At 67.0% G+C, this 25094-nt stretch carries 25 protein-coding genes; 12 read left to right on the forward strand and 13 right to left on the reverse strand.

Translation table 11 applies throughout. The annotated features are described in order from the left end of the window. Nucleotides 1–46: 46 nt before the first annotated feature. Nucleotides 47–349, forward strand: a complete 303-nt coding sequence (locus tag OXU42_06730; protein MDE0029074.1) for an RNA-binding protein — start codon at nt 47–49, stop codon at nt 347–349. Between the two features lie 9 nt (nt 350–358). Here OXU42_06730 and rpiA read toward each other — a convergent pair whose 3' ends face one another. Continuing rightward, complete coding sequence (gene rpiA, locus OXU42_06735) at nt 359–1051, reverse strand: ribose-5-phosphate isomerase RpiA (GenBank protein MDE0029075.1); 693 nt, start codon at nt 1049–1051, stop codon at nt 359–361. A gap of 132 nt (nt 1052–1183) precedes the next feature. Here rpiA and OXU42_06740 point away from each other — a divergent pair, with 132 nt between their 5' ends. The 3 genes from OXU42_06740 (at nt 1184) to OXU42_06750 (ending at nt 5522) form a co-directional block, all read left to right on the forward strand. Beyond that, nucleotides 1184–2002, forward strand: coding sequence for a M48 family metallopeptidase (locus OXU42_06740; GenBank protein ID MDE0029076.1), 819 nt, complete (start codon nt 1184–1186; stop codon nt 2000–2002). Nucleotides 2003–2119: 117 nt separating this feature from the next. Continuing rightward, the gene (locus tag OXU42_06745; GenBank protein ID MDE0029077.1) at nt 2120–3232 is read left to right on the forward strand and encodes an S-(hydroxymethyl)glutathione dehydrogenase/class III alcohol dehydrogenase; all 1113 of its coding nucleotides are present in this window, start codon (nt 2120–2122) and stop codon (nt 3230–3232) included. Further along, entirely contained in the window at nt 3225–5522 is a 2298-nt protein-coding gene (locus OXU42_06750; GenBank protein ID MDE0029078.1) for a xanthine dehydrogenase family protein molybdopterin-binding subunit, read from the forward strand. The genes OXU42_06745 and OXU42_06750 overlap by 8 nt, the downstream gene beginning before the upstream one ends. Nucleotides 5523–5854: 332 nt before the next feature. Here the strand turns inward: OXU42_06750 and OXU42_06755 are convergent, their stop codons facing one another. The 5 genes from OXU42_06755 to OXU42_06775 all read right to left on the reverse strand — a co-directional run bounded on the left by OXU42_06755 (nt 5855) and on the right by OXU42_06775 (nt 12163). Beyond that, nucleotides 5855–6289, reverse strand: coding sequence for a DoxX family protein (locus tag OXU42_06755; protein ID MDE0029079.1), 435 nt, complete (start codon nt 6287–6289; stop codon nt 5855–5857). A 23-nt stretch (nt 6290–6312) separates the two neighbouring features. Then, nucleotides 6313–7116 carry an alpha/beta fold hydrolase gene (locus tag OXU42_06760; protein MDE0029080.1) on the reverse strand — a complete coding sequence of 268 codons (804 nt, stop codon included), beginning with the start codon at nt 7114–7116 and terminating at the stop codon, nt 6313–6315. A gap of 19 nt (nt 7117–7135) precedes the next feature. Next, nucleotides 7136–8584 (reverse strand): chlorohydrolase family protein, encoded by a 1449-nt coding sequence (locus tag OXU42_06765; GenBank protein MDE0029081.1) that lies wholly within the window; start codon nt 8582–8584, stop codon nt 7136–7138. A 95-nt stretch (nt 8585–8679) separates the two neighbouring features. Then, a complete protein-coding gene (locus OXU42_06770; GenBank protein ID MDE0029082.1) occupies nt 8680–10917 on the reverse strand; it encodes an ATP-dependent RecD-like DNA helicase in 2238 nt (745 codons plus the stop codon). A gap of 37 nt (nt 10918–10954) precedes the next feature. Next, a complete protein-coding gene (locus OXU42_06775; protein ID MDE0029083.1) occupies nt 10955–12163 on the reverse strand; it encodes an AsmA family protein in 1209 nt (402 codons plus the stop codon). A 126-nt stretch (nt 12164–12289) separates the two neighbouring features. On the opposite strand from OXU42_06775, the gene OXU42_06780 reads away from it, so the two are divergent. Both OXU42_06780 and OXU42_06785 read left to right on the forward strand, forming a co-directional pair. After that, nucleotides 12290–12703, forward strand: coding sequence for a thioesterase family protein (locus OXU42_06780; GenBank protein ID MDE0029084.1), 414 nt, complete (start codon nt 12290–12292; stop codon nt 12701–12703). Next, the gene (locus OXU42_06785) at nt 12703–13905 is read left to right on the forward strand and encodes an MFS transporter (GenBank protein MDE0029085.1); all 1203 of its coding nucleotides are present in this window, start codon (nt 12703–12705) and stop codon (nt 13903–13905) included. The genes OXU42_06780 and OXU42_06785 overlap by 1 nt, the downstream gene beginning before the upstream one ends. A gap of 5 nt (nt 13906–13910) precedes the next feature. Here the strand turns inward: OXU42_06785 and OXU42_06790 are convergent, their stop codons facing one another. From OXU42_06790 to OXU42_06800, 3 genes are all read right to left on the reverse strand, one after another. After that, a complete protein-coding gene (locus tag OXU42_06790; protein ID MDE0029086.1) occupies nt 13911–14852 on the reverse strand; it encodes an LLM class flavin-dependent oxidoreductase in 942 nt (313 codons plus the stop codon). Between the two features lie 4 nt (nt 14853–14856). Next, nucleotides 14857–15825: an alpha-ketoacid dehydrogenase subunit beta gene (locus OXU42_06795; GenBank protein ID MDE0029087.1), complete on the reverse strand. Its 969-nt coding sequence runs from the start codon at nt 15823–15825 to the stop codon at nt 14857–14859. A gap of 84 nt (nt 15826–15909) precedes the next feature. Further along, nucleotides 15910–16929 carry a thiamine pyrophosphate-dependent dehydrogenase E1 component subunit alpha gene (locus tag OXU42_06800; protein ID MDE0029088.1) on the reverse strand — a complete coding sequence of 340 codons (1020 nt, stop codon included), beginning with the start codon at nt 16927–16929 and terminating at the stop codon, nt 15910–15912. 144 nt (nt 16930–17073) lie between these two features. Here OXU42_06800 and OXU42_06805 point away from each other — a divergent pair, with 144 nt between their 5' ends. The 5 genes from OXU42_06805 (at nt 17074) to grxC (ending at nt 20148) form a co-directional block, all read left to right on the forward strand. Next, entirely contained in the window at nt 17074–17820 is a 747-nt protein-coding gene (locus tag OXU42_06805) for a 3-oxoacyl-ACP reductase FabG (GenBank protein MDE0029089.1), read from the forward strand. 47 nt (nt 17821–17867) lie between these two features. Further along, a complete protein-coding gene (locus OXU42_06810) occupies nt 17868–19019 on the forward strand; it encodes a thiolase family protein (protein ID MDE0029090.1) in 1152 nt (383 codons plus the stop codon). Then, nucleotides 19019–19426 carry an OB-fold domain-containing protein gene (locus OXU42_06815; protein MDE0029091.1) on the forward strand — a complete coding sequence of 136 codons (408 nt, stop codon included), beginning with the start codon at nt 19019–19021 and terminating at the stop codon, nt 19424–19426. The genes OXU42_06810 and OXU42_06815 overlap by 1 nt, the downstream gene beginning before the upstream one ends. Next, nucleotides 19423–19827, forward strand: a complete 405-nt coding sequence (locus OXU42_06820) for a DUF805 domain-containing protein (protein ID MDE0029092.1) — start codon at nt 19423–19425, stop codon at nt 19825–19827. Before OXU42_06815 ends, OXU42_06820 begins: the two co-directional genes overlap by 4 nt. Before the next feature lie 63 nt (nt 19828–19890). Then, on the forward strand, nt 19891–20148 hold the full coding sequence (gene grxC, locus OXU42_06825; GenBank protein ID MDE0029093.1) for a glutaredoxin 3: 258 nt from the start codon (nt 19891–19893) through the stop codon (nt 20146–20148). Nucleotides 20149–20227: 79 nt separating this feature from the next. On the opposite strand, the gene OXU42_06830 is transcribed toward grxC, so the two are convergent. The 4 genes from OXU42_06830 to OXU42_06845 form a co-directional block, all read right to left on the reverse strand. Next, entirely contained in the window at nt 20228–20746 is a 519-nt protein-coding gene (locus tag OXU42_06830) for a nuclear transport factor 2 family protein (protein MDE0029094.1), read from the reverse strand. 77 nt (nt 20747–20823) lie between these two features. After that, a complete protein-coding gene (locus OXU42_06835; protein MDE0029095.1) occupies nt 20824–21780 on the reverse strand; it encodes an alpha/beta hydrolase in 957 nt (318 codons plus the stop codon). 107 nt (nt 21781–21887) lie between these two features. Continuing rightward, entirely contained in the window at nt 21888–22646 is a 759-nt protein-coding gene (locus tag OXU42_06840) for an AraC family transcriptional regulator (GenBank protein MDE0029096.1), read from the reverse strand. A gap of 54 nt (nt 22647–22700) precedes the next feature. Next, on the reverse strand, nt 22701–24206 hold the full coding sequence (locus OXU42_06845; protein MDE0029097.1) for a GMC family oxidoreductase N-terminal domain-containing protein: 1506 nt from the start codon (nt 24204–24206) through the stop codon (nt 22701–22703). A gap of 529 nt (nt 24207–24735) precedes the next feature. On the opposite strand from OXU42_06845, the gene OXU42_06850 reads away from it, so the two are divergent. After that, nucleotides 24736–25077 carry a 4,5-dioxygenase gene (locus tag OXU42_06850; GenBank protein ID MDE0029098.1) on the forward strand — a complete coding sequence of 114 codons (342 nt, stop codon included), beginning with the start codon at nt 24736–24738 and terminating at the stop codon, nt 25075–25077. The last annotated feature ends 17 nt before the right edge of the window (nt 25078–25094 follow it).

The raw sequence follows: 25094 nt of genomic DNA on the forward strand, positions 1-25094 counted from the left end.
ACCGTGTACTGTCGCGGGGTTGAAAAGAAGAAGGACGGAGGAAAGCATGAACGAAAAGCTGTACGTGGGCGGTCTGCCCTATGCGACAACGGAAGATCAACTACAGGACGTGTTTGCCGAGCACGGCACCGTCGTGTCCGCCAGGATCATCACCGACAAGTTCACGGGCCGTTCGCGCGGATTCGGTTTCGTGGAGATGGGGTCGGCGGACGAGGCGCAACGGGCCATCGACGCCCTGCACGAAACGGAACTGGGCGGCCGCAAGCTCACGGTCAGCGAGGCCCGACCTCAGGAACGCCGTGGGGGATTCGGAGACAACCGCGGCGGCGGAAACCGGAACCGCTGGTAGCCGGTCCCGTCAGGCGAGCATCTCCGGCTCCGCCCGCTCCTCCAGGCTCCCGTCGGACTTGCCGATGATGATCCGGGTGGCGAGCCCGCTGAAGATCCCGCAATCCACGACACCGCAGGTCCCGACGATCTCGCGCTCCAGCGCGGGCGGATCCTCGATGACGCCGAACGAGCAGTCCAGGATGTAGTTGCCGTTATCGGTCACGAAGGGGGTGCTGTCCGACGAGCGGAAGCGCGCGTCGCAGCCGAGGTCCCGCAGGCGCTCGCGTGTCATCTGCCAGCCGAACGGCACCACCTCCACGGGCAGGGGAAAGGCGCCGAGGCGCTGCTTCAGCTTGCTCTCATCGACGATGATCAACTCGGTGTCGCTCGCGGAGGCGACGAACTTCTCGCGCAGCAGCGCCCCGCCGCCGCCCTTGATGAGGTTGAACGCGGGATCCACCTCGTCGGCGCCGTCGATGGTCACATCGACGTGAAGCACCTCCGCGAAGCTGGTGAGGGGAATGCCCAGTTCCCGCGCCAGTGTGGCCGAACGCTCGGACGTGGAGATGCAGCGGATACGCAGCGACTCTTCGCGGATCCTCTCGGCCAGCCGGACGATGGCGAAATAGGCCGTCGAGCCCGTTCCCAGACCTACGATCATGTCGTGCGCGACATAATCCGTGGCGCGCTCACCGGCGATCTTCTTTGGATTGGGTGCCATGAGGGTGGATTGTAACGCACCAAAGGGCCCTGAGAAACCGCTTGGCGGCGAGCCGCCCGGCCCCCTCCGATCCCGAGCCGCGCCGGCGCCGCAACGCTTGAAAGGGAAGGTGGCGACGGCTAATCTTAGGCGATGCGTTTCCCCGGTTTTCTCCGGTCGGCCGCGGGCGCGCTGCTGCTGGCGGCCCTGGGGGCTTGCGCTCCCTTGAGCGTCGATGACGAGCGCAGCCTGGGCGCCGACTTCGCACGCAACTTCGAGCACCGCACCGAATTGGTTCGCGACCCCACCGTTACCCGGTACGTATCCGCCATCGGTACGAGGCTTCTTGAACGGGTCGGCCCCCAGCCCTTCACCTACTATTTCAAGGTCATCCCCAACAACGACGTCAATGCGTTCGCCGCGCCCGCGGGCCACATCTACCTTTACACCGGCACCATTCTCAGGGCGCGCAATGTGAGCGAGCTGGCCGGGGTCATCGCCCACGAGATCGGGCATGTGGTCAAGCGCCACGTCGCCCGCAACTTCAACCGCGCCATCGCCACCAACATCCTGCGTCAGGCGGGCACGGCCGCCGCCGAGATTGCCGTGGGCACCGACGCCGGGCGGGCTACCGCGGTTCTCGGGGGGATTGCGGCCATGGGGTACCTCAACACCTTCAGCCGCGAAGCCGAGCATGAAGCCGACGCCTTTGCCGTAGGACTCATGTACCGGGCGGGCTATGATCCGCGCGGGCTTGTCAGCTTCTTCGAAACGCTGCAAAGAGAGAAGGGCCGCTCCACGCCGACCTTTCTGTCGAGCCACCCGAAGACCACGGTCCGTATCGCCAATGCGCGGAAGCTGATCGAGCGGCTGCCCCAGGGAGTTCGCCTTGAAGCCGAGGACGGGGGCCGGCTGCGGGAGGTCCAGCGCATTCTGCGCCAAGGCGCCGGGAAACGAGGGAGAAACTCGTGAAACAGATCGGCATCACCTGCGAGGTCTTTTCTATTCCGTGCGGGCGGAAGGAAGCCCGCTGACCATTGGACCGGGCGCCCGGGATTGCCCTGGCGGGCAAGCAGAAAGGAGCCGAACATGAAGTCACGCGCGGCCGTTGCGTTTGAAGCCGGCAAGCCGCTGGAAGTGGTCGAAGTCGACGTCGAAGGACCCCGGGAAGGGGAGGTGCTCCTGCGTATCGTCGCCACCGGCGTCTGCCACACCGACGAGTTCACCCTGTCGGGCGCCGATCCCGAAGGCCTGTTCCCCGCCATTCTCGGGCACGAGGGCGGCGCGGTGGTGGAGGAGGTGGGCGCGGGCGTCACCACGGTGAAGCCCGGCGACCACGTGATTCCCCTTTACGTGCCCGAATGCCGCGCGTGCGATTACTGCCGCTCGGGCAAGACCAACCTGTGCCAGGCCATCCGCGTGACCCAGGGCCAGGGCGTCATGCCCGACGGCACCGGCCGGTTCATCCTGGGCGGCAAGCCCATCTTCCACTACATGGGAACGTCCACGTTCAGCGAGTATACGGTGCTGCCGGAGATCTCCGTGGCGAAGATCGACGCCAACGCGCCGCTGGACAAGGTCTGCCTGCTGGCGTGCGGCGTCACCACGGGCATCGGCGCGGTGCTCAACACCGCCAAGGTGGAGGCCGGCGCCACGGTGGCGGTGTTCGGCCTCGGCGGCATCGGCCTCAGCGTGATCCAGGGATCGGTGATGGCCAAGGCCGGGCGCATCATCGGCATCGACACCAACCCGGCCAAGTTCGACATGGCGCAACGCCTGGGCGCCACCGACGTGTTGAACCCCAAGGACTCCGACCGTCCCGTCCAGGAGGTGCTGGTGGACATGACCGACGGCGGCGCGGACTACTCCTTCGAGTGCATCGGCAACGTCGAGACCATGCGCGCGGCCCTGGAGTGCTGCCACAAGGGCTGGGGCGAGTCCACCATCATCGGCGTGGCGGGCGCCGGCAAGGAGATCAGCACGCGGCCGTTCCAGCTCGTCACCGGGCGGGTGTGGCGCGGCACCGCCTTCGGCGGCGTCAAGGGGCGCTCGCAGCTTCCGGGCTACGTTGACCGCTACACCGCCGGCGAGATCAACCTCGACGACATGATCACCCACACCATGCCGCTGGAGGACATCAACAGCGCCTTCGACCTCATGCACGAGGGCAAGAGCATCCGCTCGGTGGTTGTCTATGGCTAGGGCCGGACGCGCATCCACGGCCATGGAGGTCGTCGGCACGCCACGGAACCGCATCGAGGGCGTCGACAAGGTCACGGGCGCGGCCCGATACGCGGGCGACCTGGACATCCCCGGCGCCCTCGAGGCGCGGGTGCTGCGCAGCACCCATGCCCACGCCCGGCTTCGTTCCATCGACGTGAGCGCGGCGCTGCGCGTGCCCGGCGTGGTGGCGGTGTTGTCCCGGGAAGACCTGCGCGACATGGACCCCTACTACGGCCACTGCCTGCGCGACCGTCCGATCGTGGCCATGGAGCGGGTGCGCCACGTGGGCGAACCCGTGGCCGCGGTGGCCGCGCACAGCGCGCTGGCGGCCGAGGAGGCGGTCTCGCGCATCGAGGTCGAGTACGAAGAGCTGCCCTGCGTCACCTCGCTGGACGAGGCACTGGCGGACGGCGCGCCGGTGCTGCACGAGCGCGCGGCGGGTTCGGGCGACTTCCACGACGTGAACCTCTCGGACGCGCGCGAGCACCCCAACATCTGCCACCACGAGCACATCGAGCTGGGCGACGCGGAGCGGGGCTTCGCGCGGTCCGACGAAATCTTCGAGGACGTGTTCCATTTCCCCATGGTGTGCCACTACTCCATGGAGCCCCACGCCACCACCGCGCTGGTACAGGGCAGGCAGGTCATGCTGTGGTCCGCCTCGGCGCATCCCTTCCTCATCCGCTCGGAACTGGCGAAGCTCTTCGGCCTTTCCATGACCGACGTGCAGGTGGTGGTGCCCTACGTCGGCGGCGCCTTCGGCGGAAAATCGTATCTCAAGATCGAACCCTTGGTGGTGGCGCTGGCGCGGAAGACCCGGGGGCAGCCGGTGCGCCTGCAGCACTCCGTCACCGAGTCCATGCTCACCGCCCGGCGCCATTCGGCACGCTGTCACATCAAGACCGGCGTGAAGCGCGACGGCACCATCATGGCGCGCGAAGTGAAGATGTACCTGGACACGGGCGCCTATGCCGACAACGGGCCCCGGGTGGTGGCGCGGGCGGTCCTTCGTGTGCACGGCGCCTACCGCTGCGCCAACTTCCGCTCCGACAGCTACGGCATCTACACCAACTCCGTGCCGGCCGGTTCCATGCGCTCCATCGGCGGCCCCCAGTCGGTCTGGCCGGTGGAGGCGCAGATGGACCGCATCGCCGAAGCGCTGGGACTGGATCCTTTGCAGTACCGCCTGCGCCACCTGCTGGGCCGTGACGAGGCAATCCGCCCGAACTCCCGCGGTGTCGACGGCGACCTGCGCGAGGGGCTTACCCGGGTGGCGGAAATGGTCCGGCAGGCGGGAGCGCCCGCGGCCGGCAGCGGCACTGGTTACGCCGTGGGGATTACCGACAGCGAGGCCAACCCGGTGTCCACGGCCATCGTGCGTCTGCTGAGCGACGGCGACGTCGTGGTCATGGCCGGCAGCACCGAGGTGGGGCAGGGCGCGCGCACGGTGCTGAGCCAGATCGTGGCCGAGGAGTTGTGCGTCCCGTTCGAGCGGGTGATGCTGCGCGGCACCGATACCCACACGACGCCGTTCGACCGCTCCACCGGCGCCAGCCGCTCCACCACGGTGATGGGCACCGCGGTCAAGTTCGCCGCCGCCGACGTCCACCGCCAGGTCAAGGCCATTGCCGCGGAGCAGTTCGGGGTCGATCCGGAGCGGGTGATGCTCAAGGGTGGCGCGGCCTGGTGCGGCGAGGCCCGGCGGGATTTCTCGGAGGTGGTGTCAGGCTACTTCGGCATGCCCGGCGGCGAGCTCATCGGCCGCGGCTACGTGCGCGCCGGCGGCGGCATCTCGCCGATCCTGCCGATCTTCTGGGAGGTGGGCATCGGCGGCGCCGTGGTGGCGGTGGACCGGGACACCGGCGAGCTGACGGTGGAGCGCTACAGCAGCGTCGCGGACGTGGGCCGCGCCATCAACCCGCGTCAGGCCGAGGGCCAGGACGAGGGCGCCGCGGTCATGGCCATGGGCCACACCCTGTTCGAGTCGTTGATCTACGCGGACGGACAGCCGCTCAATCCCAACCTCGTGGACTACCGGGTGCCGGGCTTTCGGGACATTCCCGCGACCTTCGAGTCGTGCCTGCTGGAGAACGGCGACGGCCCCGGTCCCTACGGCGCCAAGGGCATGGGCGAGGGCGGCATCATCCCGGTGGCGCCGGCCATCTGCAACGCCCTGGCCCAGGCCACGGGCGTGCGTATCCACGAGTTGCCGCTGACGCCGGAACGCGTGTGGCGCGCGCTCCGGAAGGCGGACGCCGAACCGGCCTGAAAGCGAAGGCCGGTCCCTCCCTCTCCAAGCCCATGCGCTCCGCCATCGTGCTCCTGTGGCTCAGCCTCGGCTGGACCGTGCTCTGTTTCCTGCTTTACCGCGACCGGGAAGTGATCCTCCAGGCCAGCGCCCCGGTGTGGATCGCCGCCGTGGCCGGATGGATCGTCTACAGGACGGGCAGGGCTCTGGTGCGGCGGCGGCGCACCGCAGGCAAACCCCGGACAAGGAAGCGCGCCACATCCGCGACCGACTCCCGTGTCGGCGGCGCACGCCGAACTACGCGATCAACCACGCCCAGACCGCGAAAACGGACATCGTAACGGACGTCGATACTACCGGCTGATCATCCCGTCGATGGACAGCGCCCCCGCGCCGCCTATCAGCAGTGCAAATGCCATCAGGAACAGGGCGAGGCAGTATTCGATGCCCATGCCCTTGCGGCCGCCGCCGGAGAGGAAGAAGCCGAACTCCACGTGGCTCTTCCAGGTGGCCACCGCGAGAAAGATCATCAACCCCAGCGCCAGCGGGCGGGTGAAGAAGCCCAGGATCATTCCGGGCACGCTGAGCGCTTCCGTGAGGATGCCGATGACGCCGATCCAGACGGGGATGTTGTACTTGTCGCGCCAGTTGCCCGTCTGCCCCTTGATGCCCCTGCCTCCGAACCAGCCGAAGAGGTGCATTGAAGCGTGGGCGAAAAAGGTCACCGCCAGCCCCAGGCGCAGGACGATGAAGGCCATGTTCGGTTCCGTTTGAAAGATCGCGTTCATCCTTGTCCTCCTTCGGGCCGCGTTCAACAGGCCAGAAACCTCCGGACCGCGGCGTGGGCCGCGTCGGGGTTCACGAAAAAGTAGCTGTGCCTCTCAGCCTTGAGCTCGACGAATTCCGCTCCCGGGATTCCGCCGGCCAGCACGTCCGCGGCTTGCCGCAGCGAGGTGTCGCTGGTGACGTTGTGCTCGTCCGAGCCCACCAGGATCAGCGCGGGCATGCGGATCTCTCCGAGGCGATCCTTCACGTCGTGCGCCTGGCGTGCGATGACGTGCCGGAAATACTGTTCCACCGGGTTGAGGTGTGCCATCCGCACCGCCAGGTAGCCTTCCACGCGATGGGGATGCTTCTTGACGAACGCGTCGGTGAAGCCCACGAGGATGCCGTGGTCGCGCAGGTACTTCTTGTAGCCCCATTCCACCATCTCCTTGGCGATGCGCAGGGGGATGCCCGGCGTCGGGTTGACGGCGCGTCCCGAGGCGCAGATCATGGCGGAGACCCGGTCGGAATGATCAAGGGCCATGACCTGGGCCACCGAGCCGCCCATGGAATGGCCGCATACCACCGCGTCGCGCGCACCCAGGTGCTCCAGGATCGCCGCCGCGTCGTCTGCGAAGTCCTTGATACCGTAAGGCTCGGAGGGCCAGGTCGAACGCCCGGTGCCGCGGTAGTCGTACAGGATCACCTGGTGGTCCCGGGAGAACTCTGGCACTTGATGGAGCTTCCAAACGTCGCAGTGGCACGCCGTCTCGCTCAGGAACAGGAACGGACGCCCGGTGCCGTGGGTCTCGTAGTAGAGGGTAACGCCTTGTCTCTGGATGGTCGGCACGGCGGCCTCCGCGGACGCTTCAACGCGGCCGCACCGGGTAGCTCATGGGAGCCACGTCATCGATGGTTTCCCCCAGGGCGCGCCATTCGGGGACCGAGTCCCACAGGGGCCGGGCGCCTTCCTGGATCTGCGCCAGCAGCTCGGCTTCATCGAAACGCGTGGGACGGCCGCCTTCCAGCAGCGTCTCTCCGTCCACGATGATGGTCTCGATGTCGCTGCCGCTGCCGCCTTCCACCAGGGACTTGATGGGGTCGCGCACGGCGCCGAAGTGGGTGCGGCGCAGGTCCACGAGGATCATGTCGGCCTTGGCGCCCGGCGCCAGCCGTCCCAGGTCGTCGCGCCGCAGGGCCTTGGCGGCTCCCAGGGTGGCGGCGTTGTACACGTCGTAGGGTTTGCCGGCGCGGAAGCTTCCTTCCACAAGACGGCAGGCGAGGCCGGCCAGGCGCATCTCGTGCACCATGTCCTGCGGAAACGTGTCCGTCCCCAGCACCACGTTGATGCCGCGCTGCCGGTAGGCGTCGAAGGACTCCAGCGCGATGCCCATCTTGGCGTACTTGTACGGGGCGTGGGCTACCGAGGCGCCGCTGTCCGCCAGCATCGCCAGATCGTCGACGTATGGGTAGTGGCACCACGAGTGCCGGCCGTGAAAGACGCAGTGCCCCAGGATCACTTCCTCGCCCAGGAAACCCAGGTCGTGCAGGTACTGGATCGGCGTCACCCCGCGCTGGCGCAAGGTCGACTGGAACTCCACGATGTTCATGGCCGTGTGGAGCTGAATGCCGATGCCGAGCTCTCCAGCGGCGCGCTTCGTGGCCTGGAGCAGCTCGGTCGTGCAGGTGTCCAGTTGGCCTGGGTACAGCATGGCGCGGATGCGGCCGTTGTGGGCGCCGTCGTGCTTCTTGGCGTACTCCACGGCCTGCGCCAGTCCCTGCTCGCCGTTGGCCTCGTTCCAGTCCCACTGAATGCGTCCCTGGTCGTCGAGCACATAGGCGGCGCTGCGATAGCCGGCGCCGAGGTAGGCGCGCGCACCCAGTTCGCCGATCATATCCGTGAAGCCCTCGATCATGGTGCCACGGGTGCCCACGTCCAGGATGGTGGTGGCGCCGCCGCGCATGGCGGCCCACACGCCGAACTTCCCTTCGACCCCGGCCCGCGGCGGCGGCCCCATGCCCTTGGCGCCGCGTCGCATGGCCCCGTAGGAGAGGAAGTTCATCCCCAGGTAGTCACTCTTGCTGGCGTCGTTCAGCATGACGTGACGGGCGTTGGTGCCGGCGTGGATGTGGCAGTTGATGAGTCCCGGGCCGATCAGCCGGCCGCGCGCGTTGATGGTGCGGTCCACCGGTCCGTCAAAGGCGTAGCCCACGTGGACGATGCGGTTGTCCTCGTAGACCACCACGCCGTCGGGCAGCAGTTCATGGCCGCGGCCGTCGTAACCGACGACCCAGCCGCCCTGAATGAGTGTTTTCATGGTTGGTTCACCTCGTGATGCCGTCCCGTTGTGCTGTACTCAAAAGACCCGCGGACTGTCAAATACAGTGTTCCGGCCGACGTGTACCCGCCGCCTCACCCGGCTTCGTCCCCGAAAAGGGAAGGGGGCGGAGGGGGAGCGGCGCTGCCGGCGAGCCGGGCCGCGAGGTTCGTGAGGCGGCGGGTGGAGCGGGCGTTCCTCACCGCCATGCCCAGGGCGCGGGGCTGGCCGATGATGACCACCAGGCGCTTGCCGCGTGTCACCGCCGTGTAGATCAGGTTGCGCTGCAGCAGCAGGTAGTGCTGCATGGCCAGCGGAATCACCACCGCCGGGTACTCGGAGCCCTGGCTCTTGTGCACCGAGGTGGCGTAGGCCAGGGCGATCTCGTCCAGCTCGGTGAAGTCGTAGGATACGGTGCGTTCGTCGAAGACAACATGAAGCTGGCCCTCGTCCAGGTCCACCCGCGCCACCTGCCCGATGTCGCCGTTGAAGACCTCCTTGTCGTAGTTGTTGACGGTCTGGATGACCTTGTCCCGCGGCGCGTAGCTCCAGCCGAAGCGGCTTACCTGGGGTTCGGCGCCGGCGTTCAGGCGTTTCTGCAGCTCCACGTTGAGCGAGCGCGTGCCCAGACTGCCGCGGTTCATGGGGGTCAGCACCTGGATGTCCCGGATGGGGCTCAGGCCGAAACGCTTGGGAATGCGCTCGGTGACCACCTGGAACAGCTTGTCGTGAATCTCTTCCGGGGACTCGGCCGGAATGAAGTAAAAGTCCTGCAGCTCGCCGCTCCCGTCCGGGCTCTCGATGGGCAGGCCGTCGTTGATGCGGTGGGCGTTGACCACGATGCTGGAGGATGCTGCCTGCCGGAAGATCTCCGTGAGCCGCACCGTCGGCACTTGTCCCGACTCGATGACGTCCTGCAGCACCGCGCCCGGCCCCACCGAGGGGAGCTGGTCCACATCGCCTACGAACAGCACCGCGGCGTGGGCGGGCACGGCCTTGAGAAGCTGGTTCATCAGCAGCACGTCGACCATGGATGCTTCGTCCACCACCAGCAGGTCCACGTCCAGGGGGTCGGCTTCATCCTTGCGAAAGCCCATTTGCCTGGGATCGAACTCCAGCAGCCGGTGGATGGTCCGCGCTTCGGCCCCGGCGGACTCCGACAGGCGCTTGGCCGCGCGCCCGGTGGGCGCGCACAGCAGCACCTGAGCGCGCCGCGCCTCCACCAGCTTGAGGATGCTGTTGACGATGGTCGTCTTGCCCACCCCCGGGCCGCCGGTCAGCACCGTGACCTTGCCGTCGAGCACGGTTTCCACGGCTCGGCGCTGCGACTCCGACAGGCTCAGGCCGGTGGCCTGTTCCACCCATGGAATCGCCCGTGCGCAGTCGATCCTGCCCCAGGGCGGGGTGCCGCGCACAAGCCGCTGCAGGTGTCCGGCCACTCCGGCCTCGGCGCGGTAGAGCGGAGCAAGAAAGAGCGCCGGCTCGCCATTCACCGGCTCCGCCACGAGGTTCTCCGCCGCCACCTCAAGCCCGATGGCCTGCTCCACCAGCGCGGGCGCCACTTCGAGAAGCTCCACCGTGCGCTCCATCAGCTCCGGCCGGGCGCCCGCGCAATGGCCTTCGGCCGATAGCTCCCAGAGCACGTGGCGCAGGGCCGCGCGGATGCGGATCACCGAATCCTGCGGGATGCCCAGCTTGCGCGCGATGACGTCCGCGGTGAGGAAGCCGATGCCGTGGATGTCCAGGGCCAGGCGGTAAGGGTTCTCGCGGATGTGCTCGATGGCGTCGTCGCCGTACACCCGGTAGATGCGCGCAGCGCGCGCGTTGCCGATGCCGTGGGAGTGCAGGAAGACCATGATCTCCCGGATGGCCTTCTGCTCGCGCCACGCCTCGACCACGCGCTCCTGCCGTTTGGCGCCGATGCCCTCCAGCGTGCGCAGCCGGTCCGGGTCCTGCTCGATGACGTCGAACACCTCGGCGCCGAACTCCTTGACGAGCTGGTGAGCGAAATGCGGGCCGATGCCCTTGATCAGCCCGGAGCTCAGGTATTTCTCGACTCCTTCGAGGGTGGTGGGGGGAATGACTCGCAGGGTCGCCGCGCGGAACTGGAGGCCGTAGGTGGCGTCGTTCACCCAGCCCCCCTGGCAGTCGATCTCCTCGCCCGCGTTCACCGCCCCCGCGTTGCCCACCACGGTCACCAGGTCCCTTTGGCCGCGGGCCTTTACCTGCAGGACGCAGAAGCCGCTGTCCTCGCTATGGAAGGTGACCCGCTCGACGAACCCCTGGAGCTGCTCGGTGGTGGTCGGGGGCTGCCTGACTGCCTTGTCCCACATCGGGTCGATTCCGGACCTTGCGCCTCTGCTCGCGCGCTCAATCGTTGCCGCGGAATATCCTGAGTCCGCGGTTGATGAGCTGCTCGATCGGGTCGTCGTCCAGCAGCCTTCCCAGGCGCGCGCCCCCGCCTCCCTGAAGCAGGCGGGCCACGAGTTGGCTCCCCGGCCTCACCCGGACATCCGGCAACGTGCCGTCGACGGCGAAGGGCAACTCGACCTCGCCTTTGCCGTTGGTGAGGATGCCGAGCCGGGAAGGGGGCACCACGTCGGCGGACAGTTCCCGCGAGAGGGTCAGTACCCCGTTGCCCTCGGTGACGCCGTCGAGGTCCACCGAGCCCCGACCCACCACGCCGTAGTCCTTGGTCCTGAGGGTGATGCGCCCGATTGTCGCTTTGCCGTCCTTGGCTTCGAATTCCCCGTCGAGTTGCTCCAGGGCGGTGGTGCCGCGCGCGAAGATGTGCGGATAGCGGTCTTTCAGGCCGCGACTGAAGAGCCCGCTCAGGCCCTGGATCCCGGTAATGCCTTCGAGTGCCCGTTCGGCCAGATTGAACTCCAGCACCCGACCGCCAACGACCGCGGCCTTGCCGGTTCCGGCGAGCGTGGGCTTGACGGCGTCCCAGGTGCGCCCTTCTCCGGTGACGCTCAGATCACCGTCCAGAGTCCCCTCCACCGGAGGGATGCCTGCGGCGCCTTCAAGGTAGGCGCCGATGTCGATGCCGCGCACACGCAACGCCGCCTCGAACGGGAAAGGGGCGTCCCGCAGTTGCGCGCGTCCATTGGCTTCCACCGTACCGTCGAGAGTCTTGAGGCGCAGGGATTTCAATACGAGCCACGGTTCCGCCGCCTCGACGGTGGCCGCGAGATCGGTGAAATCGAGTCCCGGAAGCTTTCCCCGCGACCGGTAGTGAAGAACGGCGCCGGCAACCTCGACGCGCGTGACGGTGACCTCCCGGCGCAGAAGATGGAGCTTGAGCGCGACTTGCACCTCCGGAGCCTCGAAAAAGCGTCCGGAGCCCGAGGCGGTGTCTTCGGAAACGGCGAGGCCGAGGATGCGAACACGAATGCCGCCTCTCAGCTTGACGTGCACACGATCAAAGTCGACGGTGCGGCCGGTGCGCCGTGCGGCCGCGGCGATGATCCGGTCCTTGTTCCAGGCGATGATCGTGTCGATATTGTAAAGCGCCCAACCTAGCAATGCGGCGGCAACTATAATAAGGACCATCAACGCGATGATGAGTCTGCGCATGAACGGCGTCCGGTTTCTTGGACGGGCAATCTACACCATCGCGCCGCGGAACTGAAGGCAGGTTTTTCGGCGCGTAGCCGGAACACTCATGATGCCGCGTGGTTGCGCCGGGACGGAGGCTGGCCCTTGAAACGCTTTGTATCCGAACGCCGGGTGGAGTTCGCCGACTGTGACTCCGCGCGAATCGTGTTCTATCCCAACTTCTACAAGTGGTTCGATCGCGCCACGGAACGGCTGTTCGCCTCGGTGGGACTGACGTACCGCGCCATGGAAGAGCGCCACAGCGTCATCGGCCTGCCCCTCCTGGAAACCGGCGCCAAGTACCTGCGTCCCTGCCGGCATGGAGAGCGGGTGCGGTTGGAGAGCTGGGTGGACTCCTGGCGCGAGAAGGTGTTCGTGGTCCAGCACCGCATCGAGTGCGAGGGCGAGTTGGCGGTGGAGGGCTACGAGACCCGCGCCTGGGCGGCCCTCGCCGAGACCGAGCCTCGGTCCATGCGCGCCGTCGCCATCCCCGCGTCCGTCCGGGAACTGTTTTTGTAGTGGAACCCAGCGGCTCCCGGAGCAGTGAGCGTTGGGCGCGGCGGCTCAACTATCTGGCCGGTGCCTGCGTCTCCAGTTCCATGAGCGCGGCCGTCACCTACGTGCCGCTCTACATGAAGAGCCTGGGCTCTTCGTACTTCCTCAGCGGGCTCCCCCTGGGAGTGCGGGCCATCGGCCGCTTCGCCTTCGACGCCGCGGCCATCGTCGTGGCCGGGCGAGGGGTTCGCCCGCAGATGGTCCTTGCGCTGGGGGTCACCTTCACCGGTCTGGCGCTGCTGGCTTGTGCTTTGTTCCCCAGCGCCTATCCCGTCACCGCGGCGTTCTTTTTCATCGGCGCCGGCGTGGCGTGGGTGCAGATTGCGCTGCGGCAGATCGTGTTCGAGGGCGCGCCGGCGGGCCGGCGAGGACGCGCCCTTGGAATTCTGAGCCTCTTCCTCGCCTCGGGCCCCATCGTGGGCATAGCGCTCGGCGGCTTCGTCTCCGAGCATCTGGGATACCGCGTGCTGTTCGCCTTGGGGGCGGGTGCCGTTCTGTGGCTGCCGCTGCTGCTGGTGCGGCTCACGCCGCGCGAGAAGAAGCCCGAAGGCCGGGAGGGGTCGCTGCACGGGCGCGTGATCCGGGAGATCCTGCGCACCCCCGGCGCGGGGCTGCTGTGCGCCTCGAGTTTCTTCTCCCTCTTCTACCAGCCGGCGCGGGCGCTGGCGCTGGCGTTCTACGCCACCGAGTCCCTGGGCCTGTCGCTCAGCTCCTACGGCATCATGCGCGGCATCAGCCAGCTCGGCAACGTGAACGGGCGTTTCTTCGGCGGACTGTGGACCGACCGCTCGGGCGTCGGCGCGTGCCTGGCCGCCGGCTACTTCATCTCGGCGGCGGGCTACGCGCTGGTGCCGTGGACGACGGACTTCTGGTCGCTCCTGGTCGTGCACACCGCCGTGGGTGCCGGCGCCGGCATGGTGAACCTCGCGGGCCAGGTGGGGATACTGTCGCTGTTCCCGTCTTCCATGCGCGGGCAGGCCATGGCGCTCCACCGCGCGGTGGGGGACGTGGGACTGTTCCTGGGCCCCATGGTCGTCACCGCCGGCCTGGACGCCTTCGGCTTCTTCCCGGTGTTCATGGGCCTGGCGGCGGCGCCGCTGGTGTTCGGACTGTGGACGGTGCTGGGAAGGGCGCTGCCGCGCGCGAATGCGTTGCCGGACCCTTAAGGCGGCTAGCCGAGGTGGGGCACCACGTCTTCGGCGAGCAGGTCCAGGTGCTCCATCTCGTCGAAGGCGGGGTTCAGCAGCAGGTGCCGGGCGCCGTATCCCACCACCTCGTTGAGCTTGTCGATGACCTCCTGGCGCCCGCCCCACACACACACCTGGGAAGCCATGTCGGCGTTGCGGTAGCGTACGCCAAAGAACTCGCGCAGGCGCCGTTCCGCCCGGTCGCGGTCGTCGTCCACGGCGAGGTAGACGCGCTTGGAGATGGCGAAGGTGGCCGGGTCCCGCTTGGCCTCGTCCAGCAGGCGCACGATGCGTCCGTGCTCCTTGACGAAGCGGTCGGTGCCCGAGGACCCCGCGCCCATCCAGCCGGCGCCGTAGGTCACGGCCCGGCGCAGCGCGGGCTCGGCGTGGCCGCCGAACCAGAGCGGAAAGGGCTGCTGCAGCGGCTTGGGCTCCATGGCCACGTCGGTGAAGTTCCAGAACCGCCCTTCGAAGGTGACCCGCTCCTGGCTCCACAGCGCCTGCATGACCTTGATGCCTTCCACGAAGCGGGTGACGCGGTGCTCGGAAGGGTAGCCGAAGACCGTCTCGGGCTCCGGCCACATGCGCCCGCGCACCCCTCCGAGGCCGATGCCGGGCACGATGCGCCCGCCGCTCAACTGGTCCAGGCTCGCCAGGCTCTTGGCGAGCTGCAACGGGTTGCGCAGCACGGTGAGCAGCACCGAGGCGCCGATCCTGAGGCGGGAGGTGGCCGCGGCCACATAGGTCATCAGGGTGACCGGCTCCAGCATGGAGAAGTTGCTGAGGATGCGCTCCTGGGTCCACAGGCTGTCGTAGTCCAGTTGCTCCGCCCGGGCCACGAACTTCTTGATGTGGTCGGTGTCCACGGGGCCGCCGATGAACACCTGGGGGATCTCGATGCCGCAGGGGATGTGGCCGTCTGCCATGTCGTTACCTCGCGGCTTCCCGGATGGCGCGGGCGATACGGTCTTCCGATGGGCCGATGTATTCCTCGAGCGGTTGACTGTAGGGGACCGGCACGTCCAGCGTCGCCACCCGGCGAATCGGTCCCTTGAGCTTGTCGAAGCCGCTCTCGGCGATGCGCGCGGCGATCTCCGCGGCCACACCGCAACTCTGATGGGTCTCGTCCGCGATCACCACGCGGCCGGTCTTCTCCACCGAGACCATGACGGTGTCGAGGTCGAAAGGCACCAGGGTGCGCGGGTCCACCACCTCCACGTCGATGCCCTCGGTTGCAAGAGCTTCGGCCACGGCGAGGGCGCGCTGGACCGTGAAGGAAGTGGCGATCAGGGTCACGTCGGCGCCGGGTCGCTTCACGTCCGCCTGCCCGAGGGGCATGCGTTCGCCCTCCGGTACCGGTCCTTCCGTCTCGAAGAGGTTCGAGTGGTCGACGAAGACCGTGGGGTTGTCGCTGGCCACCGCGGCCTTGAGGAGGCCCTTCACGTCGCGCGGGGACGACGGCAGCACGATCTCCAGGCCGGGACAGTTCCACAGCATCGCCTGGGGGCTGGCGGAGTGCTGCGCCGCGCCGCCGCCTCTGAGGCCGTGCAGCATGTGGAACACGACGGGCGCGCGCACCTGGCCGCCGGACATGTACAGGACGTTGGCCGCCTCGTTCACCACCTGGGGCCAGGCTTCGAAAAGGAAGCTGCCCGTGGTCACGTCCACCACCGGCCGCAGCCCGGCCATGGCCGCACCGGTGGCCAGCCCGCAGAAGCCGAGCTCGGAGATGGGCGGCGCCGCCACGCGATCGGGCCAGGCCTTCTCGATGGCCGCGAACTTGAGCCGGTGCGGACTCAGGCTGAAAAACGTTCCGCCGATGAGGTGGACGCGCTCGTCCTCCTCCATCAGCTCGCGCAGAGCTTCGAGTTTCGCCTCGTGGTACTTCAGGTTTCGCATTTCCCTAATTCCGGTTCCTTTACCCGTCATTCCCGCGAAAGCGGGAATCCATGGCGGGGTGGGGAGGGGAATCGTCGTCGTGATTTACACGAACACGTCGGTCTCGGCTTCAGCAAGATCGGGGTAGGGGCTGTCGAAAGCGAAGTCCACGGCCTCGGCGATCTGCTCTACCACCGACCGGTTGATTGCCTCCAGTTCATCCCGGCTCGCCTGCCCGTTCTCCACCAGTTCGCGCATGAACCGGAGCACAGGATCGCTGTCTCGATACCAGCCGCGCACGTCCTCGGGCGCGCCGGACACGTCCCAGGCCAAATCCACCGTGGTGGGTGCCTTCACCACCGGCCAGTTGGTCTCGCTGCCCGGCCAGCGCACCGTCAGGGTCTCGATGAAGCGCGGGCCCTCGCCGGAACGGATCGCGTCGATGTTCTCGCGCAGTGTTTCGTGCACCACGCCGGCGTCGGTGCCATCCACCTGTACCGCGGGAATCTTGTAGGCCTTGGGCAGATCGGTGAGCGGGTAGGCCGCCATGGTGGACGACTGGGCCGCGCCCACGGCGTTGCCCGCGCCGTACTTGCCGTTGTTCTCGCACAGGAACAGCACCGGCAGTTTCCACAACGACGCCAGGTTGAAGGTTTCCGGGATGGCGCCTTCCTCCAGCGCGCCGTCGCCGAACAGGCACACGGCGACCTGTCCGGCGCCCCGGCTCTTGGCCGCGTAGGCGGCACCGGCCCCCAGCGGCAGGATGCCGCCCACCACTCCCGAACACTGGAGGAATCCCAACTCGCGCGGGCTCGTGTGGAACGAGCCGCCTTTGCCCCGGTTGTAGCCGTCGCGCCGTCCCAGGATCTCCGCCAGGAGCCGCCCGGGGTCGCCGCCCCGCGCCAGGATGTGGCCGTGGTTCCGGTGGGTGGAGAACAAGAGGTCGTCGGCTCGGAGCAGCGATATCGCCGGCACCCCGGTGGCTTCCTGGCCGATGTAGACGTGGTAGTGGCCGCGGAAGCGCCCCTCGTGGTGCAGTCCGATGAGCCGTTCCTCGAAGTGCCGGATGAGCAGCATCCTCCGGCACTGGTCCAACAATGGTTCCTTGGGTATGGCGGGGAGCATTTCGGCAACCGGTATAGGCCATCGGGCGGCGTATGCCAACCCCTCTTCAACACGGCGTGAGAAGGGTCGCCCACGGCGGCGGCGCTGTTTGACAAGCCTACCGGGGCGGGCTAATCACGGTGCGAGCAGCGAGAGGAACGCATTATGACGCTTGAGGAGAAGGTCGCCGTCATTACGGGCGGCGGACAGGGCCTGGGCCGGGCCATCACTCTGGCGCTGGCGCGCGCGGGTGCGAAGGCGGTCGTGGCCGACATGAACCCGGACACCGCCGAGGCGGTTGCCGCCGAGGTCGCGGACGCCGGCGGTCAGGCGCTGGCGGTACAGGTGGACGTGGCCGACGAAAGCTCGGTGGCCGCGTTGCGGGAACGCGCCCTGGACCGCTTCGGACGCGTGGACATCCTGGCGGCCAACGCCGGCCTGTATCCGCGTTCCATGGTGGTGGACATGCCCGAGGAAGAGTGGGACCGGGTGCTGGACGTCAACGTGGGCGGTCAGTTCCTGTGCGCCCGGGCGTTCGCGCCGGGGATGAAGCAGCAGGGCAGCGGGCGGATCATCTGCACGGCGTCGTCCATCGCCTACAAGGGCGCCGCCGGCCACTCCCACTACGCCGCGTCCAAGGCCGCCACGCTCGGTTTCGTGCGCGGGCTGGCCCGTGAGCTGGCGCCCCACGGCATCACCGTGAACGCGGTGGCGCCGGGGACCGCCAACACCGCCATGCCGCGCCAGCACCGCTCCGAGGAATCACTGCGGCAGCGGGGCGCCCAAACGCCGCTGGGCCGCATCGCGGAACCGGAGGACATCGCCAACACGGTAGCTTTTCTCGCAAGCGACGCGGCCGCCTACATCACCGGACAGACCCTGGTCGTCAACGGCGGAGACTTCATGATTTGATCTCCGGACCTGCCTCCGGAGCACCCTGACCTGGAAGGAACGCCCCTATGCTGAGAAGGAAGGTATGTCTCGTCGGCTACGGCTCGACGGAATACTCGCGCAAGTCCGACCGGCCGCTGTTGTCGTACTACGCCGAGGCCATGCAGAACGCCATGGCCCAGACCGGTGTCACCAAGAAGGAGATCCACGGCTTCTCCATGGTGACCCAGGCGAGTCCCGACTACTCGCCGTACGTGGCCGAGCAGTTGGGTCTGGAGCTCGACTGGGTGCTCAATGGCGACTGCGGCGGCGCCGGCGCCGTGTGCGCCATCCGGCGCGCGGCGGACGCCATCGAGGCCGGTTACCTGGATCTGGCTTTCATCGTCGCCGGCAACGCCTTCGACAAGAACGTCGCCCATCAGCGGGTGCTGGAATACCAGCGGGCCAACTACGTGGACGTGTACGGCTACGGCGGCCCCAACACGCTGTTCGCGCTGGTGCAGCGCCGCCACATGGAGGAATACGGCACCACCCTGGAGCAGATCGGCAAGATCGCCGTGAGCCAGCGCTTCAACGCCGGCCCCAATCCCCAAGCGCTCCTGCGCACTCCCATGACCATCGAGGACTACCTGAACTCGCGCCTGATCTCCGATCCCATACGGCTGTTCGATTGCGTGATGCCGTGCTCCGGCGGCGAGTGCGTCGTGGTTGCTTCCGAGGAGCGCGCCAAGCAGATCACCGACAAGCCGGTGTACCTGGTGACGGACGCCGAGAAGATCGGCTTTCAGGCCTCGAACATGCTGCCGGACAAGACCGTCACCGGCATGAGCGTGGTGGGCGAGCGCCTGTTCTCGGAGATGAGCCGGGACAACATCGACCTCCTGGCCATCTACGACGACTATCCCATCGCGGTCATGATGCAGCTCGAGGACCTGGGCTACTGCGCCAAGGGGCAGGGCGGCCCGTTCGTCGACGATCACGACCTCACCTTCGCCGGCGACTTTCCCGTCAACACCGGCGGCGGCGAGATCTCGGTGGGGCAGGCGGGGTTGGCCGGCGGCATGCTGCACGTGGTGGAAGCGCTGCGGCAGTTGCGCGGCGAGGCCGGCGACCGGCAGGTCAACGCGGCGCAGACCGCGCTGGTCACGGGCATCGGCTGGCTGTCCTACGCGCGCAATCTCAACACCACCGCGGCGCTGATCCTGGAGAGGAGGTCCTGATGGCCGGCAAGAGTCTTCCCGCCGTAAACTCCATTGACCGCGAGTTCTGGGAGGGGGCCGCCAAGGGCGAGTTGCGCCTCCAGAAATGCCGCGCCTGTGGCAAGATGCAGTTCTTCCCGCGCATCGCCTGCACAGGCTGCCTCGGTGGCGACCTGGAGTGGGTGCCGGTGAGCGGCAGGGGCAAGGTGCACACCTTCTCCCTCTGCCGGGTGCCCCGGAACCGCGCCTTCATGGACGAGGTGCCCATCTACGTGGCCGAGGTGGAGCTGGAGGAGGGCGTGCGCATGATCACGCGCATCGTCGGCGACAACCGCGACCAGGTGACCCTGGGCGCCCCGGTCACGGTTTCCTTCCTGGAGACCGAAGACCCCGACATCAAGCTGCCGGTATTCGAACTCGTATCATGAGCAAACCCGTACTCGAGGATCTGTTTGCATTCTCGGGTCGCAGGAACAGGAAGAGTTACAACCTGTACCAAGTCGCTATGGCGTTGATCGGCGGCCTCGGCGAGTTGATGGTGGCGTCGGGCGAGGTCGCTTTGGTAGTTATAGGCGTACTCGTTCTCTTTGCTCTCGGGTTATCGCAGATTGCCGTGGTAACTCAGAGGTTCAGGGATTTCGGCTGGACGGGTTGGACTATCCTTGTTTTCCCTGGACTCGTTCTCCTCGTTGTCCTTGCGTTTTCGTTCGACTGGGGTATCGGTTTGGTGTGGCTGGCTATTGCGGCGAGCATCGTTGTCACACTGGCGCTCATGTGCGTACCGGGCAATCGGGGCGACAACGACTACGGTCCTGATCCGCTCAGATGAGACACGGCAGCGCGCCGTGGAATGGTCACGGGAGTAGGCGCGCAGGTCGAACGTATATCCCGTATGGCAACCATCGAAATCTATAGCAAGTCCTGGTGCCCGTTCTGCCGCATGGCCAAGCGGCTGCTGGAGGAGAAGGGGCAGGAGTTCGTCGAGTTCGACGTGGAGTTGGACGCCGGCAAATACGACGAGATGCTGGAGCGCTCCCAAGGCAGATGGACCGTCCCGGAAGTCTTCATCGACGGCGAACTGATCGGCGGCTTCGACGAGTTGCGGGCGCTGGAAGCCAGCGGCGAGCTCGATGAGATGCTTGGGTCGTGAAACGATTGTCGCCGTCCGTCGTGTTCGTGTCCTACTAGTCGCCTGCAACAACCCTGACGTGGCACCGCCGGTATCCGGCCTATTTCTTTGCCTTGACGCGTTCGACTGCCTGGCCGATCAGGGTGGCGCGGTCTCCGGTTTCCCAGAGGGCGTGCATGGACAGCGAGGTGACGATCCACCCCGAGTCGGATTTGCCGAGTCGATAACTGTAGCGACCGCCGAGAACCCAGAGGGCGTCGCCGATCCGATGTGTCGCGGTGAAATCCGCCTCGGCGGTTGCCGTGCCGGCGGCGGCGCTGGTGACGGTGTGGTTCGTGACCATGTGATGGGTGCTGTCGAATCCGGGCAGGAAACCGGCCCAACTCTTGACCAGAGCATCCGCCGGCTGGGTCACCGGCTCGCCGCCGAAGAGGCTCGTATAGTCGGTGGTGATCTCGTCGGCCATCGCCGAGCGGACACGGCCCCAGTCATGCCGGTCCGCGCCGGCGGCGATGCTGGTGATCGCCTTGACGATCTCGACATGGAGCGTGGGTTCCGCGGCGGCGACGGTAGTGGCCATCAGAAAGCCTCCGAATGCCAGTGCGAGTAGATTTTTCATGATCTCTCTCCCTTCCGGCCCAGACCTGGCGGAAGCGCCGGCGGAAGGTCCGCTGGTGCATCCGCCGGTGCCGGGTATCAGCCCTTGCTGAAATGCTCGGCAACGACGTCGGCGGCGCGCCGGACGTCCTCGGGATTGTCATAGAAGTCGAACTGCGTGACGGCCTCGAGCCATTGCATCGTCGCCTCGCCGGTGAACCCCTTGATGAAGGTCTTGACGCCATCGGGGATCGCGGCGGCCTCGGAATGGACGACGGCCAGCGGCTTGTCCAGACGCTGGGGATTGTCGGCCGGATGATAGGTCAGCCAGCCTTCCCAGGACGCCTGATTCCACTTGTTGTCGTATTCGGGAATGGCGCCGCGCTTGGGATCGTAGTAGTAGCCGCCGATGGGCATCAGGACGCCCTCCGCGCCTTCGGGACCTGCCGCCCCAATGATCTCGCCACCCTTGGCCTCGGCCGCGCGGCTCATCGAGATCAATCCCGCGACACCCTTGGGGCCCCCATAGACGGCCTTGACCAGGGTGTCATTCTGCAGCCAGGGCGCGACCAGGCCGACGCGGTTGACCAGCGGATTGCCCGAGGCGGCATCGACCATGTAGCCCGAGGAGGCGCAGATGCCGAGCCCGTTGATATTCGCGGCATCGACTTCGGGCAGCCTCGAAACGAACCGGAAGGCCGCGCGTATGTCCGAGATCTTGGCGTCGGGATCTTCCTTGTAGCGGACCTGGTTGGCCAAGTCGCCGGACTTGCCCCAGCCGCGGAAGTCGAAGGTGAAAGCGGCAAAGCCCCGCTCGACCATCTCCCGGGCATAGACCCGCGGCATCTGTTCCTGGACGCTGGTCCAGGCGCCGGTCACGACCACCATCGGCAGAGGCTTGCCGGGTGCCGCCGCCGGCAGATAGAGCGTGCCGGACAGAGTTGCGCCCTCGTTCTCGAAGGTGACGGCGCGCGTCGTGATGTCGGCCAACGCCTGCGAGGCGGCCAGGCTTGCGGCGACCGTGATCGCTGTCAGAATTGCCGTAAGAATTTTCATTTTGCGGTCCTCCTGTCTTGATTCGTTGACAGGAAGATAGCGCCCCGCCGGAAGGATTACACCGGCGATTCTTGCGCAATGAGAGGTGATTCGTGCGGTTTTTCGGGTCAGCCCTGGCGAAACGCGCCTGGCGTCACCCCGACCCGATTCCTGAAGTGCCGGCCGAAGCAGCCGGGATCCGCGTATCCCGTGCGAAAGGCGATCTCGGAAACGGTCAGCCTGGTAGTCTTGAGCAGAACCTTGGCCCGGTCGATTCTGGCGTTGATCACGTATTGCAAAGGCGACGCACCCGTGGCCGCCTTGAACGCCCGGGCGAAATGGTAAGGGCTCATTGCCGCGACACGGGCCAGGTCCTTCAAGGACAGATCTTCACCAAGATTGTCCTCGAGATGGGCAATCACCCGCTTCAGACGCCGGTCCTCGATATCCGCCACCGCTGATCGCTCGGGGTTGAGCGATCGCGCCAACTGGGCGGCCAGCGCCCGCGACATCGTCTCTCGGTAGAGTGTTCCCGCCGCAAGGAAAGTCTCGGCACCCAGGATCAGCTGCAGGGTGAGCGGATCGAACGATCCGGTGGTCGGCTCGATAAGTTCCGGTCTTTCCAGGCCGACCTCGGCGAGCAGCGTTTCCTCGAACGCGATCGTCATCACATCGAGCGCCTCGTCGTACTCGCAGATGCCCGCGCTGCCCGCGGGGAGCACCCAGCCCTGGTGCGTCGTCAGCGGGCGATGGGATCGGCGGTCCGAGCCGACAGCAATCCGGTGCGTCGGCTGGTCGTTCAGGAACACGCCCAGCGTGAGACGCGGAAGATGGAAGCCTCCTCCGCCCGCCGCCAGTGACAACTTTTCCAGGAGGACGTCGGGCATTGCGTTACCCCGGGTTCAGTGTCCGGCTCCGGTGTCGTGTCCGGCAAATTGGCGTCAGCTCCCCTTGATGAAATCCGCCACTCGCTCGCCGATCATCATGCAGGTGACGTTGGTGTTTGCATGGGTGACCGTGGGCATGATGGAGGCGTCGGCCACCCGCAGGTTGTCGATGCCGTGAACCCGTAGCTGCTCGTCCACCACGGTCATGGGGTCGGACGCGGGACCCATGAGACAGGTGCCGGCGGCGTGGTGGTAGCTGTCGAGCGTCGAGCGCGCCCACCGGCCCCAGTCCTCGCCGCGCTTGGGTTGAATCGGCGGACCGTAGAACTCGGGCATGTCGCCGGTCTGGGTCAGCAAGTCCAGGAACTCCATGGTCGCCACCACGGCCGCGACATCGTCCGGATGCTCCAGCATCCGTGCGTCCACCCCCGGCAACTCATGCGGGTCCGCGCTCTGGAGGAAGACCCGGCCGCGGTTGCGCTGCTCCAGCAACGCCGCGGAGATGTTCACCGTCCGGCCCACACCCTCCAGCACGGTGGGCGGCCGCATGAAGACGTGGAAATCGCCGGTCTCCCGTGACGGGTCGCTCTTGGTGATCAGCCGGAAGGGCGGCACCACCCAGTCCACGTCGAAGCCGCCGCGCCCCTCGAAGCTCATGTGCAGCATGGCGTGGTCCTGGTAGTTCTCGCCCACGCCGGGGCGGTCGTGGAGCACCTCGATGCCGTGCCGCTCCAGCTCCGCCGCCGGTCCGATGCCGGAGAGCATCATGATGTGGGGGCTGTGGAACGCGCCGGCGGTAAGCACCACCTCGGTGCCCGCCGCGGTGTGCCGCTGTCCGTCCTTCTCGTAGTTCACCCCCGTGACGCGGTTGCCCGACAGGGAAAGCGAGACCACCGGAGCCTCGGCGATGACGGTGAGATTGGGCCGGCCCCGGGCTGCCTCCAGGTATGCAACCGTGGTGGACTGCCGCATGCCGTCCTTGATGTTGTAGGGGGACGTGCAAAGTCCCCAGGGATTGGGGTCGTTGACGTCGCCTTGCGGCAGCCCGAGTTCGCGGGCCGCATCCATGAACACCTGCACCGCCCTGGGGACCTCCTGGCCGAAGAGGTAGTGTCGCTCGAAGTAGAGCGGCCCGCCGTGACCGTGATCGGAGCTGTCCGGGTTGTCCTGGTCGTTCTCGAGGCGTTTCAGGACCGGCAGGACGTGCTCCCACGACCACGAAGGGTTCCCGGCCGCGGCCCACGCGTCCATGTCCGCCTTGATGGGGCGGATGACCGACATCACGTTCACCGAGGAACCGCCGCCCATGATCTTCCCGGCCAGGGAATAGAAGGTGCTGCCGTCGACCCTGCGTTCCGAGGGATACATGTTGATGTAGGGCGTCTCCAGCAGCAGCCGCACCCTCCCGGCCGCCTGCGCCACCAACTCCGGGATGGGCAGCGGATCGGGACCCGCTTCCAGCAGGAGCACCTTCCGGTTCGGATCCTCCGAAAGACGCGCCGCCGCCGCACAGCCCGCCGAGCCGCCGCCTACCAGAATCACATCGTATTCGTTTGCCATGACATTCCCTTCCCGTTCCGCGCCGTTGATCCCTTTCCGTATCAACTCCGCGGTTGCCGTTCAACAACACGTGTTGCGCGTCTTTTTTCTTGACACCGGCTCGCGGCGGACCTAGACTCGTATTGTCTCGTTCGCGAACGGACAAGAGCCCGAAACCCCGCGCGACGGTTGCGGGCTCGGTCATCAAACCACCAGGAGGTGTCAGATGACGAAAAACAATCCGCCCGACACGGGACGCCCGCTCTAAGCGGGCAGGCGGGGTTTCCCCGGAGGTTTGCCGAAAACGGCTACCGGCTGACCGTCCCGACTCAGGTGTTGGACAACACGGCTTTAACGCCGTAATACGTGAGGGGAAAAGGCAGCACAGGACAGCAATCCCGGAAGCCCGGCAACGGCAACCCGCGGCAGGGGAGCCGGACAAGAATGATACGCATCGACCGGCGTGGATGAACGCCGGGAGCGGGCTCTCTCGGGAGGGGAGCCCGCTTTTCTTTGTGAGGTGGGTTCAGGACTTCAACGAGGCAGAAACATGGCGCAAGAGGCAACCGAAATCTCCGGCTATCACGCCCACGTCTACTACGACCCCGACACCAGGGAGGTGGCGGGGCGTGTCCGCGAAGGGCTTGGCGACCGTTTCGACGTCGTCCTGGGCCGCTGGCACGACGTCCCCGTGGGTCCCCATCCCAAGGCCATGTACCAGGTCGCCTTCGCCCCCGGCGAGTTCGCCAGGGTGGTCCCGTGGCTCTTGCTCAACCGCGAAGGCCTCGACATCCTGATCCACCCCAGCACCGGCGAGCACGTGGGCGACCACCGTGACAGGTCGCTGTGGCTGGGAACACGGCTGCCGCTGCGGCTGGGGAAGCTGAGCTGAACGAAGAGAACGCGCGG

Source organism: Deltaproteobacteria bacterium, from assembly GCA_028818775.1.
GTDB lineage: Bacteria > Desulfobacterota > Binatia > UBA9968 > JAJDTQ01 > JAJDTQ01.

Coding starts and splice junctions, on each gene's coding strand:
- OXU42_06820 (MDE0029092.1), top strand. CDS start 19,423: ATGAGCAAACCCGTACTCGAGGATCTGTTTGCATTCTCGGGTCGCAGG.
- OXU42_06815 (MDE0029091.1), top strand. CDS start 19,019: ATGGCCGGCAAGAGTCTTCCCGCCGTAAACTCCATTGACCGCGAGTTC.
- OXU42_06755 (MDE0029079.1), bottom strand. CDS start 6,289: ATGAACGCGATCTTTCAAACGGAACCGAACATGGCCTTCATCGTCCTG.
- OXU42_06740 (MDE0029076.1), top strand. CDS start 1,184: ATGCGTTTCCCCGGTTTTCTCCGGTCGGCCGCGGGCGCGCTGCTGCTG.
- OXU42_06850 (MDE0029098.1), top strand. CDS start 24,736: ATGGCGCAAGAGGCAACCGAAATCTCCGGCTATCACGCCCACGTCTAC.
- OXU42_06840 (MDE0029096.1), bottom strand. CDS start 22,646: ATGCCCGACGTCCTCCTGGAAAAGTTGTCACTGGCGGCGGGCGGAGGA.
- OXU42_06800 (MDE0029088.1), bottom strand. CDS start 16,929: ATGCTCCCCGCCATACCCAAGGAACCATTGTTGGACCAGTGCCGGAGG.
- OXU42_06805 (MDE0029089.1), top strand. CDS start 17,074: ATGACGCTTGAGGAGAAGGTCGCCGTCATTACGGGCGGCGGACAGGGC.
- OXU42_06835 (MDE0029095.1), bottom strand. CDS start 21,780: ATGAAAATTCTTACGGCAATTCTGACAGCGATCACGGTCGCCGCAAGC.
- OXU42_06770 (MDE0029082.1), bottom strand. CDS start 10,917: ATGTGGGACAAGGCAGTCAGGCAGCCCCCGACCACCACCGAGCAGCTC.
- OXU42_06750 (MDE0029078.1), top strand. CDS start 3,225: ATGGCTAGGGCCGGACGCGCATCCACGGCCATGGAGGTCGTCGGCACG.
- OXU42_06745 (MDE0029077.1), top strand. CDS start 2,120: ATGAAGTCACGCGCGGCCGTTGCGTTTGAAGCCGGCAAGCCGCTGGAA.
- OXU42_06845 (MDE0029097.1), bottom strand. CDS start 24,206: ATGGCAAACGAATACGATGTGATTCTGGTAGGCGGCGGCTCGGCGGGC.
- rpiA (MDE0029075.1), bottom strand. CDS start 1,051: ATGGCACCCAATCCAAAGAAGATCGCCGGTGAGCGCGCCACGGATTAT.
- grxC (MDE0029093.1), top strand. CDS start 19,891: ATGGCAACCATCGAAATCTATAGCAAGTCCTGGTGCCCGTTCTGCCGC.
- OXU42_06730 (MDE0029074.1), top strand. CDS start 47: ATGAACGAAAAGCTGTACGTGGGCGGTCTGCCCTATGCGACAACGGAA.
- OXU42_06775 (MDE0029083.1), bottom strand. CDS start 12,163: ATGCGCAGACTCATCATCGCGTTGATGGTCCTTATTATAGTTGCCGCC.
- OXU42_06795 (MDE0029087.1), bottom strand. CDS start 15,825: ATGCGAAACCTGAAGTACCACGAGGCGAAACTCGAAGCTCTGCGCGAG.
- OXU42_06830 (MDE0029094.1), bottom strand. CDS start 20,746: ATGAAAAATCTACTCGCACTGGCATTCGGAGGCTTTCTGATGGCCACT.
- OXU42_06810 (MDE0029090.1), top strand. CDS start 17,868: ATGCTGAGAAGGAAGGTATGTCTCGTCGGCTACGGCTCGACGGAATAC.
- OXU42_06765 (MDE0029081.1), bottom strand. CDS start 8,584: ATGAAAACACTCATTCAGGGCGGCTGGGTCGTCGGTTACGACGGCCGC.
- OXU42_06790 (MDE0029086.1), bottom strand. CDS start 14,852: ATGGCAGACGGCCACATCCCCTGCGGCATCGAGATCCCCCAGGTGTTC.